This is a genomic window from Pseudomonas sp. AMR01, from assembly GCF_041946035.1.
GTDB lineage: Bacteria > Pseudomonadota > Gammaproteobacteria > Pseudomonadales > Pseudomonadaceae > Aquipseudomonas > Aquipseudomonas antarctica_B.
The window spans coordinates 1-581 of the sequence record NZ_JAUTYR010000136.1; the positions used below are offsets into that span (position 1 = coordinate 1).

General features: G+C 49.4%; 1 protein-coding gene. It reads right to left on the bottom strand.

The window, feature by feature from the left end; all coding sequences use genetic code 11:
* Nucleotides 1-333 (bottom strand): hypothetical protein (locus tag Q7C20_RS26910; protein ID WP_375071213.1); only part of this gene is annotated, 333 nt, incomplete at its 3' end.
* Between the last annotated feature and the right edge of the window lie 248 nt (nt 334-581).

A 581-nucleotide genomic window follows, 5' to 3' on the forward strand; every position in this document is an offset into this window, starting at 1 on the left:
CATCTCAGAATGAATAGCAGAGGCAATTTCGTCTGCATGGTGTTCGGTTTCGACTGAAATAAGCTCTACGCCGTGGCGGAATACTTCCAACTTCTGACGGTCTTTGTCGGCTAGATGATCCATGCCTGATCTACGAGAAACCGCATCTTTGTAGGCGACTACCTTCCGTCGAATATTGAGCCGATCTCGATCAGAAACATGATTGCCTCCTTCGAGTTTGCCTCTCTTCTTCCGAAAATTGATAAGGTGACGCTTCAGGCGGGCTTCGATGTCAAACGCTGACGGAGCATCGGGATTAGGGAATCTGACATCGGAAAATTTGATGCGGGGCATTTGATGTCCTCTCTAGGTCGGTTCGCCGATAGCTCGGCGACCAACATTCGACAGCGACGGGCTGCCTTGGGCTAAACGAAAGGATCCGGATCCATGAGAACTTTATGAGAACATCTAGCGCCTTCAGTCAACTTCCGAGTCCGGCCTCCAGAGCTCCAAAGCAAAATGCCGACCCTTTCGGACCGGCATCAAGAAGATATAGATTTTTCAACGACTTACTTGTTGAGACGATCTGTAATGGCCATTTG